Genomic DNA, 10692 nt, shown 5'->3' with positions numbered 1-10692 from the left:
TGATGAAAGGTAAGCCGAGATACAATTCCCTCCGGCCATACATATTTACTAACTGCAAATGTACGACAATTGTTCTAAAATAGCTATAAAAAGTTAAATATTCATAGAAGATGTAACACGCACACCGAGTATAATAGACTGATCAATGAGGATGAGTAGTCCGACGGGTGGATTATGGCAACTATATAATTTTTCATTACCTTTGCATCAGAATCAGTTCACATTGATATAAATGGCTAAATCTAAATCAAGCGACCTATTGCGAATAGTTTGTTGGATGGGACTCGGCATAGGTGTAGTCCTGTTTGTCGGAGGAAGTTGCGTACTCTATTCAGACACTCTGATCGACTGGTGGAAACCGGTGACGGGCTGCGCGATTCTCGCCGTCATATCAGCCTTGATCTACGGTCACCGGTGGAAACGATTTACCTGTACAGATTTCTTTCCCATAAATTTCTGCATACAGGCTATCGTTGGCTTCTCGGTGCTTATCTTTGCATTTTTCAGTGTGAACTATTTCTTTTCAGACGATGACGCTGGGCATACGGAGAATGTGACCGTCGAACGCCGCTACCGTGAGACGCGTTACCGGACTAAGAGAATCGGGCGTCGTGTGGTGGGGCGTGGTACTCCATATTATGTTTATTTCATTGAAATCCGTTTTTCTGACGGCAGACTCAAATCTCATCAGGTCCTCAAAGGAAGATATGACCGTATCCATCAGGGAGACACTATATCACTGGAAGTAAGTAACGGGTTTCTGGATATTCCTGTCATTAAAACCCGATTTTCATCAAAGCCAAAGCAATGACTATCGACAAAGACTTCAGACTTATGTGCGCACCGCTTCAGGGATTTACTGAAGCGGCATTCCGACATTTTCATGCCCAACTCTATCCGGCAATAGAGTCTGTAACATACTTCACACCCTTCATCAGAATTGAAAGAGGTGAGATCCGCTCACGTGACATGCGCGAAGCCTGTTCCACACTCAATACCAATCATCATCTCATCCCTCAGATAATTTTCAAGGACACGACCGAATTTTCAAAGCTGACGGAGGAGCTGTATGGAAACGGTTATCGGGAGATTGATCTGAACATGGGTTGCCCCTTCGTCCCCCAAGTTCGCAAAGGTCGTGGTGCCGGTATAATTGGAAATCCTGCAGTATTCAAAGATATTTGCGGGATCATACGGTCAATGCCTGAGATCCGGTTTTCCATCAAGATGCGTGTCGGGATCTCTGCTCCCGACGAATGGCGTGCCCTCATTGCAGATATTAATTCTACGCCTTTGAGTCATGTCACTATCCATCCGCGCACTGCTTCCCAGCAATACGGTGGGGAGTTACATTACGATCAGTTTGAGGAAATGCTCCATACATTTGAGCATCCCGTGGTCTTTAATGGTGATATCGAGAATCCGGATCAAATCGGACAGCTTCGTGAGCGTTATCCTGAATTAAGCGGGGTGATGATAGGCCGCGGTCTGCTGAAAAGACCATCAATAATAGCAGAATGGATTGAAAACCGCGAGTGGTCCCGCTCCGAACGTATCGCAAAAATTCTGACACTTCACTCAAGGATTGCAGATAATTACCGCAGCACTCTGACCGGAGGCGATACACAGATCCTATCTAAAATCAAACCCTTGTGGGAATATTTCGGAGAAGAATTTGACCGCAGGACAGTGAAGAAAATCATGAAAGCATCCACTCTCTCAAAATATGATGAAGCCGTAAGAAATCTAAGGTGAGAAAGACAACCGTTTAAATAAATAGTCTAAACAAATGGTTAATTACTAAATTTTGACTACTTTTGCACAAAAGTAACACTTAGCAATGAAAAACCTCATATTAAGAAGCATAACAGGCATAATCTACGTCGGTCTCATCTGTGCTGTCGTCCTTACAGGCGGTTGGTCCTACATCGTATTCTTCGGTCTGATAGCCATCCTCGCGCTTGAAGAATTTTACAATCTCACCAATGCCTCCACCGGTGGTGAAAATATGACCACACTGATCATAGATGTCGCAGGAGGGTTGATTATGTGCATAGGTCTCGGAATTGTAAATACCGGAGTGCTGACACCCTTCACCAAGGCCGTGCTCGGCGGTACATTCTTCACAATCTATCTCCTGTATCTGATTGTCCGCCTCGTGATGCAACTCTACAATCAGGAAGCCTCTCCCCTCACCAACCTCGCTTATTCCTATATGGGACAGATGTACATAGCACTTCCGCTGGGCCTCATGTCCATGTTCTATACCCTTCCCAACGGCACTCATCTTCTCCTTGCCATGTTCATCATGATCTGGCTCAACGATACCGGCGCGTTCTGTGTCGGCTCGCTTCTCGGCAAGCACAAATTGTTTCCGAGAATATCGCCTAACAAATCGTGGGAAGGATTCTTCGGAGGTGTATTTTTCGCCATCGCCTCGGCATTTGTATTCAAATACGGATTTCCCGATTACTTCAACAATATCTCGCTTGTCGGACTCTGCGGCCTCGGTGCTGTTGTTGCGGGTTTCGCCACATGGGGTGATCTTGTGGAATCTCTGATCAAACGTACGCTTGGCGTGAAGGATTCCGGAAAACTCCTCCCCGGTCATGGTGGCATTCTTGACCGTATTGATTCGCTACTGCTTGTCGTTCCTGCCTCTCTTCTCTATCTTACCGCCCTCCGTCTTTATTTCCAATAATAAGGATATATTTGGCCGGGCAATAGTCCTCTCTTCCGATCTATAGGGTATAAATTTAGTTTTCTATCATACTTACATTTTTAAGCTTTTAAACAGACATGAATAAACTTCTTTGCTTCGCATTTGCAGGAGCCGGATTGTTTGTAGCCTGTTCGACTGACAAGGCCCTGCAATCAACTGCAGACACAAATGATGATGTGATCCTTCACGCTTGGTCGTGGTCATTCGACACCATAGCAGCAAATATGAAAGACATAGCCGAAGCCGGCTATGCATACGTGCAGACCTCACCTGCCAACACATGTTTTGTAGGCGAGGATGGAGGCATGGCTCTATTTTCGCAGCCGGGTGATACCGTAAAAGGAAAATGGTATTATTACTATCAGCCAACCGATTGGAAAATAGGAAACTATCTACTCGGGTCACGCGATCAGTTCAAATCTATGATGGACAGTGCGGCTAAGTATAATGTAAAGGTGATTGTAGATGTGCTCCCCAATCATACTGCTGTGGATCACACGGCTGTCCTTCCATCTCTTGACGAAGCTGTCGGGGGTCACGACAAGCTATTTCATGCCAACGGTTTCACACCGATCAGAGACTATAATGACCGTTATGAATGCACCACAGGCGAGATGGGCGGACTTCCGGACGTCAACACAGAGAATCCCGATTTCCAGCACTACTACATGACGTATGTCAACGATCTTCTGAGCCTCGGTGTCAAGGGTTTCCGCTACGATACAGCAAAACACATCGGTCTCCCTTCCGATCCGCTTGACAGTCTTGCAACGAGAAACAACTTCTGGGATGTGGCTACAGGCCGTGAAGAAGTCAAGGGGCTTCGACTCGCTGTTCCGGCCGATTCACTTTTCATATACGGTGAAGTCCTTCAGGACAGAAATGTAAAGGAAACCGAATATGCCGAATACATGGATCTAACGGCAAGTGCCTATGGACACGCACTCCGCAACGTGCTCGGCAATTCGGATTTCAAGGCGGATTCTCTGCTAAACTGGCATCATCCCGTGGATGGAAAACACCTCGTGACATGGGTGGAATCACATGATACCTATGCCAACGAACATGAGTCAGCCGGCCTCACGGACGAACAGATCAGAATGGGATGGGTGTTCCTCACCGCACGCCAGAACGGTACTCCCCTCTTCTTCAGCCGCCCTGCCGGAAGCACCCGTGAGAATTACTGGGGAAATAACCGTGTCGGCGCACGCGGTAATGATGAATTCAAACATCCGGAAGTTGTTGCTGTAAATAAATTCCGACGCGACATGAAAGGACAGCCTGAAACCATCTCTGCTACGGACAATGGAGCTGTTATAGAGGTGTCTCGCGGAACTGCCGGAGCAGCCATTATCAATATCACCGGTGAAAATCAGACCGTCGAGAATCTCGCTACCTCCCTCCCTGACGGTGAGTTCACCGATGTTGTAAATGGAAACACATTCACTGTGACTGACGGACAGCTGAGCGGACAACTTGCTCCCTATACATCATATATTCTCTACGGAAAATAAAAAAACACACATAAAACAAGAGCACAAGGCACTGATGGTAAACCCATTGGTGCCTTGTGAACTTTTAGACATATAAAATTGTTAGCAAAATAGTAATAAATTTATAAAAAAATAGTATATTTGCGCCATAACGCTAAGATATCAGGCATTCAATCAATAAAATCTACTTTTTTGATACATTAATTCACAAAACAAATGAACACTGACATTATCGGTCTTAACGCAGGTCGCGTTTGGGCCGCCCTCAACGAGGCGGAAGCAGTCGGAACAAAGCAGCTTAAAAAGATTGCCAAACTCAAGAATGATAAGGAACTTTTCGCTGCTCTCGGATGGCTCGCCCGTGAAGGAAAAATCAAGTTTGAAGAGAGTGAGGATAGCAAGGAGCTGATCGTCTCTCTCGTACAGGAATAAAAGTACCCGCAAGGTTCATGAGGCGGATGTCAGATAAAAAAGAGTTACTCTTGATTATAACCCACATACACTCTCCTCAGATCCTCTCCCGCATCACTCCTGCCGATCCAATGTCCCGGCGGGAGATTTTTTGGTCAAAGCCAATCAGACACAAATTATTCTAACACGTACAATAGCTCGAATATAATATACATGAATCCACTGTTCTCAATAATTACCGTTACCTACAACGCCGCCTCAACACTGCCGGCCACGTTGCGCAGTGTCGGCGAACAGACTTGTAAATTATATGAATATCTTGTCATTGACGGAGATTCTAAAGACGGGACAGCCGACCTTGCCAATGCTTCAGGTATCGATAATCTGACTGTGGTCTGTGAACCTGACCGTGGTCTCTATGATGCCATGAACAAGGGATTGGGACTGGCTAAGGGTGACTATGTAATTTTCCTGAATGCGGGTGACAGTTTCCACAGTCCCAATGTGCTCCAGCTCATTGCCGATGCTATTATGGAGAATGATTATCCCGGAATTGTCTATGGTCAGACCCAGATAGTCAATGCTGACCGCAAACGCATCGGAGACCGTCATCTGACTGCCCCGGCCATTCTTACGCTTGACAGTTTCAAGGAAGGAATGGTGGTCTGCCATCAGGCATTCATCGTGCTAAGGAAACTCGTTGACAATTACGACACACGCTATAAGTTTTCAGCTGATTTCGAGTGGTGTATCCGCTGCCTCCAACGCTCTCACCGTAATTGTTATATTGACCGAATACTGATCGACTATCTTTCGGAGGGAATCACCACTTCAAACCGTTGGAGTTCATTGTGGGAACGATTCAAGATCATGAGCTTCTATTTCGGATTCTTCCCCACTCTCTATCGTCATGTCGGATTCTATTTCCGCAATATGCGTCGTAATAAAAACAATAAGTGATTGTCAATCCAATATGGATATATCGAATGACATGAAGCTGCTTGCTTCTGGTGAATGGATGAACGGTTTTAGCGATGAGCTTTCTGTTAGGCTTACGGAATGTGAGGAGCTTTGTTTCACCTTAAATTCACTCCCGCCATCACGCAGCAATGACCGACGTGAAATCATCAGGAATCTCTTGGGAAATATCGGGGAGAATTTTGTACTCCACAGTCCATTCCATTGTGATTTCGGATGCAACATTCACATTGGAGAGCACTTCGTCGGTAACTTCAACCTTACCATTCTTGATGAAGCCGAGGTCAGAATCGGTAATAATGTGTTTATCGGTCCGAATACAACCCTCTGTACCATTATCCATGCCCTTGACTGGGAAAAACGGAACGAGGGAATAATGCGTGCGCTCCCCATCATTATCGGTGACAATGTATGGATCGCGGCCGATGTGACGATCCTGCCGGGAGTAACTGTTGGTGAGGGTGCTGTCATAGGTGCAGCCAGTGTTGTGACAAAGGATGTCGAAGCATCGACAGTCGTGGCCGGAAATCCCGCAAGGATGATAAAAAAGATTGAAGGACATCAGACGGAATCGCATACATGATACGGGAGTCCAAGTCCTTCAATCAGTTAATTTTATTGTCAATTTTCATTATCGCACCTTTTTCATTGACTTCAGGATGTAAATTTGCAGTGTAAATCTCATTCTTACCTCTCCACATCCCACAGCTCAATGACTCTAAGACTCTCAATCCATTACCACAACCTTATCCATCCGACGTCGGCTGATATTCCGGTCAGCATGGTGCTGACCGATTCTACTTCACACGATCAGGATTCTTCGCCACAAAGTCTTTCCATGATTTTGGCCCTCCGGACGGGATGGGGCGCGATGACTCGTAATGATGGCATAATGCAGCGGCAAGAGCATCTGTCGCATCAAGTTCTATGTCAAGTTTATCGGCCGAGATGTTCAGGATTCGTCTGAGCATTTCGCGGACTTGTTCCTTGCTTGCAGCACCGTTGCCGGTAATCGCCATCTTTATTTTTCGTGGTTCATATTCCGTGATAGGTACGTCGCGCGACAAGGCTGCGGCCATCGCCACACCCTGTGCACGTCCGAGCTTCAGCATTGACTGAACGTTTTTGCCAAAGAATGGAGCTTCAATGGCCATTTCGTCCGGCAGGAACTGTTCGACCAGTCCGAGCACCCGCTCATGGATACGCAACAGACGCAGATAGTGGCTGTCAAATTTATTCAATTTGACAACGCCGAGGGCTATCAGCTCCGGTTTCTTTCCCTTGATGCCAAGGATACCGTAGCCCATCACGTTAGTGCCCGGGTCGATTCCGATTATAATCTTGTCGTGCATACAGTATCCCTTCCGGTCAGCAGTCAAGAGGGAGTTCCTCCATATAGGTCGTAAAGAACACCACTCCTTCACCAAAACGCTTGTGAAGCTCAGCGCGAAGTTCAGCTCCTTCGTTGTCGTGCCATTCGACAGCATTTTCTGCTGTCTCTGCTTCGAAACTTACCGCATAGCTCACACATTCCTCCTGCACCTCGATAAGCAAGGCTGCAAAGCGCGGAGATGTGAGCAGCCCTGATTTAACGGCTGACGGTATATAGGTCCTGCGCACCCATTCCTTAAATTCGGAATCAAAATTCAGGTGCACGTGAAAACTTGTATTCAGTATAAGCATGGATTATCGTTGGAATAAATTAATGATCAGGCCAGACCACCCTCCTCCGGGATTATGACCTTAGGGTTTACACGGGTATTGGCGAGGAAGCCGAAGCCGATCGTCGTGATTCCGGCAAGGATAAATGCAAGAACACGATTTTCAATACCGAAGAATTGTGGTGAGACAAAAACAAAACATGTAACCACGAATGTCATTGCAACTGCCGGAACAAGAGCGACCCAATAGTTTGAATTACGGCGTGCGAGCCATACATAGATTGTCCAGAGAACCACAGCGGCAAGTGTCTGATTCGCCCATGCGAAATAACGCCACACGATGTCGAAATTGATCAGTGTAATAGCATATCCCACAACAAAGAGCGGAATGCAGACCGCAAAACGCTTGAGGATGGGACGCTGATCGATATTGAAGATATCGGCCACGATAAGACGCGCACCACGGAATGCAGTATCACCTGAAGTGATGGGAGCGACGACAACGCCCAAGAGTGCGAGCACAGCTCCAACCTTACCGAGTGTGGTATTCGAGATCACATCCACAGCCCACGCGGCATTTCCACCGTTGGCTGCAAGTTGCTCACCAAGCTCTGTCGGCCCGTGGAAGAAGGCCATCGCTATGGCAGCCCAGATAAGCGCGATGATACTCTCTGAAATCATCGAACCATAGAACACCGAACGGCATTTTTTCTCACTTGTGATACAGCGTGCCATGAGTGGTGACTGCGTGGCATGGAAACCGGAAATAGCACCGCAAGCAATCGTGATAAAGAGCGTAGGCACGATGGGCAAGGCCTCCGGATCAAGCTGATAGTTATGAAGATTCGTAAGTTCGGGTATGGGATATTGACCGGTCAGAAGCACACCCAGAAGACCGGCGGCCATCGCCACGAGAGCGACACCAAACACGGGATAGACCTTGCCAATGACCTTATCGACAGGAAGCATAGTGGCAAGGATATAATATGCGAGAATGATCCACACCCATATATCTTTGCTGATGACCGGAACCATATTGGAAAGCAGCGCAGCCGGACTGAGAATGAACACTGCACCAACGAGAACCATTAGCACAATGGAAAATACCCTGACAACCGTGCGTGCAGGTATTCCGAGATAGATACCGATAATTTCCGGGAGGCTGCGGCCGTCATGACGCATGATCATCATTCCGGAAAGAAAATCGTGCATCGCCCCGAAGAAAATACCGCCAAGCGTAATCCAAAGGAAAGCTATAGGGCCGAAACATGCACCGAGGATAGCACCGAAGATCGGACCTGTACCGGCGATGTTGAGCAGCTGTATAAGGAAAACGCGCCAACGGGGCAGACGGATGTAATCCACGCCATCCTCCATGCGTTCCACAGGTGTCTTACGATCGGGATTGACGTCGGCCAGACGTTCGAGATAACGGCCATAAGTAAAGTATGCTGTGACAAGTAATGCCAGACAGATAAGAAAAGTTACCATATTGTTTCTTTTATATTTTCAGGTATGAATATTTCAATTATTGTGATTGGTCAACCTTGTTGAAGTACCACGGATGATTTATCATTTTAACTATTCCGGGAGTCCCCTCATTGCCTGCGATGCGCGATGCACCGCGATAAAACCGTTTGGAATAATCCGGATCGTTCTCGCGCATATAATTGGTCTTGACCAAACCTGATGAGTGGATATAACGTCCATCTTCGTCATAGACGGCAACATGTGAGATTCGTCCGTCAGGAGTGTTGGAGAAAAACAAAAGATCGCCCCTCTCCAGATCACTGAGTTCGGAAGACTCTATTCGTGTTCCTATCTCGATCTGCTGGCGTGCATCACGCAGTGTGAGCACTCCTTGATCAAAATAGATAACCCGGACAAGTCCGGAACAATCGACACCTTTAGTGGAACATGCACCCCAAAGATAGGGTGTCCCAAGCAACCAGTATGCGCTGTCGATGGCTTTGTCCATGTCAAAAGGAGTCGTCGCCCATTCTTCTGCTTTTACAAATGAGTTTGCATCTGCATAACCAATACGGCCGTCAGGCAGTCGGATTTCTACTATTGAATCGTTTAAAGCCTGTCCTTCCACGATTGATGAAAGCACAAGTTCGGTGACTATATCACGCGGGCCACGGCCTTCCATCGAAGCATAGACTTTTACTTCCGGCTTGGAGATAGAGACAAGTCTTTCGGCATTCCTCCATGACTGCATCTCTTCATCGGTCTTATTAGCGACACTTGACACATTCATATATCCTTCGTAACCTTCGGGACTCTGAATATGAAGCCATTCGCCATCCGAATCCAACAGGCGCAGGGGTGTCCCCATGATAGCTTGTGAAGTCATTTCAGTCGAATGTCCTTTACCGTCACGGATACAAGCAACCGGGATACGCACTTGCACCCATGCCGAATCCTGAGCCGAAAGCTCAGGAAGGAATGACAACGAAAACAATGTTATTAAAGTCCTTATGGTAGATCTGATAGCCATTTGCAATTTCGGATTTCTCAATCTATAGTTTAGAATAACAAAATTACAAAAAATAGGCCGGATTACCGGCCTCTAAAATGATAAAATATCACAAATTAACTGTTAAAACACGTATTTCGTCAGTAAGTACCAACTAAAACTGTCCTTATTTAATCCTGCCAAACAAAGCAAGGGCGTTAGCAGTCGTTATCTCCTCCACTTTCTCAGTTGGCATCCCGAATATGTCAGCAATACGAGCTGCTGTGTTTGCAATGTAGGCACTCTCATTACGTTTCCCCCTATGAGGGACCGGAGCGAGATATGGAGCGTCAGTTTCAAGGACTATTCTGTCAATGCCGATTTCAGGTAAAACCTCATGAAGACGGGAATTTTTAAAAGTGACGATACCGTTTATCCCGAAATAGAAATCACCGACTTCACGTATGGCCCTGACGTCATCGACAGATCCACCGAAGCTATGAAACACGGCTTTTGGCTTGACTTCTTTGGAGCTAAGCACATCAAGTACTTCAGGCAGTCCTTCGCGGCAGTGGATTATCACGGGTAAATCTTTCTCGATAGCCCAATCGACCTGTCGGGAGAACGCTTCGATCTGCTCTTCACGGTAAGTCTTGTCCCAGTAGAGATCAATACCGATCTCCCCTACCGCTATATAATCGTCAGGACAGCTGTCAAGTTCTTTCCGGATCTTAGTAAGATCCTCCTGCCAAGTCTCGCGGATCTCAGTCGGATGTAGCCCCATAGCCATGAATATCTGTGAAGGAAAAGCAGCGTGCAACTCCTTCATCGGGACGATCGTGGTGAGATCCACATTCGGGAAGATCATTCTGCTCACACCGGCATTGAGGGCGCGTTTAACTGTCTCGATCTTTTCGGGCGCAAAGTCGTCAAGATAGAGATGCGTATGAGTGTCAGTCAGCATTATTC

The 10692-nt window shown here is 46.8% G+C and carries 12 protein-coding genes; 7 read left to right on the top strand and 5 right to left on the bottom strand.

The features are described from left to right. Nucleotides 1–232 precede the first annotated feature (232 nt). The 7 genes from K2G41_RS01155 to K2G41_RS01125 all read left to right on the top strand — a co-directional run bounded on the left by K2G41_RS01155 (nucleotide 233) and on the right by K2G41_RS01125 (nucleotide 6187). The gene (locus K2G41_RS01155; protein ID WP_300113227.1) at nucleotides 233–811 is read left to right on the top strand and encodes a hypothetical protein; all 579 of its coding nucleotides are present in this window, start codon (nucleotides 233–235) and stop codon (nucleotides 809–811) included. Next, nucleotides 808–1755 carry a tRNA-dihydrouridine synthase family protein gene (locus tag K2G41_RS01150; RefSeq protein ID WP_300113225.1) on the top strand — a complete coding sequence of 316 codons (948 nt, stop codon included), beginning with the start codon at nucleotides 808–810 and terminating at the stop codon, nucleotides 1753–1755. Before K2G41_RS01155 ends, K2G41_RS01150 begins: the two co-directional genes overlap by 4 nt. Nucleotides 1756–1840: 85 nt before the next feature. Beyond that, nucleotides 1841–2701, top strand: coding sequence for a phosphatidate cytidylyltransferase (locus K2G41_RS01145; protein ID WP_300113222.1), 861 nt, complete (start codon nucleotides 1841–1843; stop codon nucleotides 2699–2701). Nucleotides 2702–2799: 98 nt separating this feature from the next. Further along, nucleotides 2800–4236: an alpha-amylase family glycosyl hydrolase gene (locus K2G41_RS01140; RefSeq protein ID WP_300113219.1), complete on the top strand. Its 1437-nt coding sequence runs from the start codon at nucleotides 2800–2802 to the stop codon at nucleotides 4234–4236. Between the two features lie 195 nt (nucleotides 4237–4431). Next, a complete protein-coding gene (locus K2G41_RS01135) occupies nucleotides 4432–4647 on the top strand; it encodes a winged helix-turn-helix domain-containing protein (protein WP_300113217.1) in 216 nt (71 codons plus the stop codon). Nucleotides 4648–4839: 192 nt separating this feature from the next. Then, on the top strand, nucleotides 4840–5586 hold the full coding sequence (locus K2G41_RS01130) for a glycosyltransferase family 2 protein (protein ID WP_300113215.1): 747 nt from the start codon (nucleotides 4840–4842) through the stop codon (nucleotides 5584–5586). A gap of 13 nt (nucleotides 5587–5599) precedes the next feature. Beyond that, the gene (locus K2G41_RS01125) at nucleotides 5600–6187 is read left to right on the top strand and encodes a sugar O-acetyltransferase (RefSeq protein WP_300113212.1); all 588 of its coding nucleotides are present in this window, start codon (nucleotides 5600–5602) and stop codon (nucleotides 6185–6187) included. Nucleotides 6188–6401: 214 nt separating this feature from the next. On the opposite strand, the gene ruvC is transcribed toward K2G41_RS01125, so the two are convergent. From ruvC to K2G41_RS01100, 5 genes are all read right to left on the bottom strand, one after another. After that, on the bottom strand, nucleotides 6402–6956 hold the full coding sequence (ruvC, locus tag K2G41_RS01120; RefSeq protein WP_300113210.1) for a crossover junction endodeoxyribonuclease RuvC: 555 nt from the start codon (nucleotides 6954–6956) through the stop codon (nucleotides 6402–6404). 16 nt (nucleotides 6957–6972) lie between these two features. Further along, on the bottom strand, nucleotides 6973–7287 hold the full coding sequence (locus K2G41_RS01115) for a DUF4286 family protein (protein WP_300113207.1): 315 nt from the start codon (nucleotides 7285–7287) through the stop codon (nucleotides 6973–6975). Between the two features lie 26 nt (nucleotides 7288–7313). Next, the gene (locus K2G41_RS01110) at nucleotides 7314–8756 is read right to left on the bottom strand and encodes a carbon starvation CstA family protein (RefSeq protein WP_300113204.1); all 1443 of its coding nucleotides are present in this window, start codon (nucleotides 8754–8756) and stop codon (nucleotides 7314–7316) included. Between the two features lie 37 nt (nucleotides 8757–8793). Then, nucleotides 8794–9765: a C40 family peptidase gene (locus K2G41_RS01105; RefSeq protein WP_300113201.1), complete on the bottom strand. Its 972-nt coding sequence runs from the start codon at nucleotides 9763–9765 to the stop codon at nucleotides 8794–8796. A gap of 145 nt (nucleotides 9766–9910) precedes the next feature. Next, nucleotides 9911–10687: a TatD family hydrolase gene (locus tag K2G41_RS01100; RefSeq protein ID WP_300113198.1), complete on the bottom strand. Its 777-nt coding sequence runs from the start codon at nucleotides 10685–10687 to the stop codon at nucleotides 9911–9913. Nucleotides 10688–10692: the final 5 nt, after the last annotated feature.

The organism is Duncaniella sp., from assembly GCF_029056165.1.
GTDB lineage: Bacteria > Bacteroidota > Bacteroidia > Bacteroidales > Muribaculaceae > Duncaniella.
This window is presented reverse-complemented; position numbering and strand designations above follow the sequence as displayed.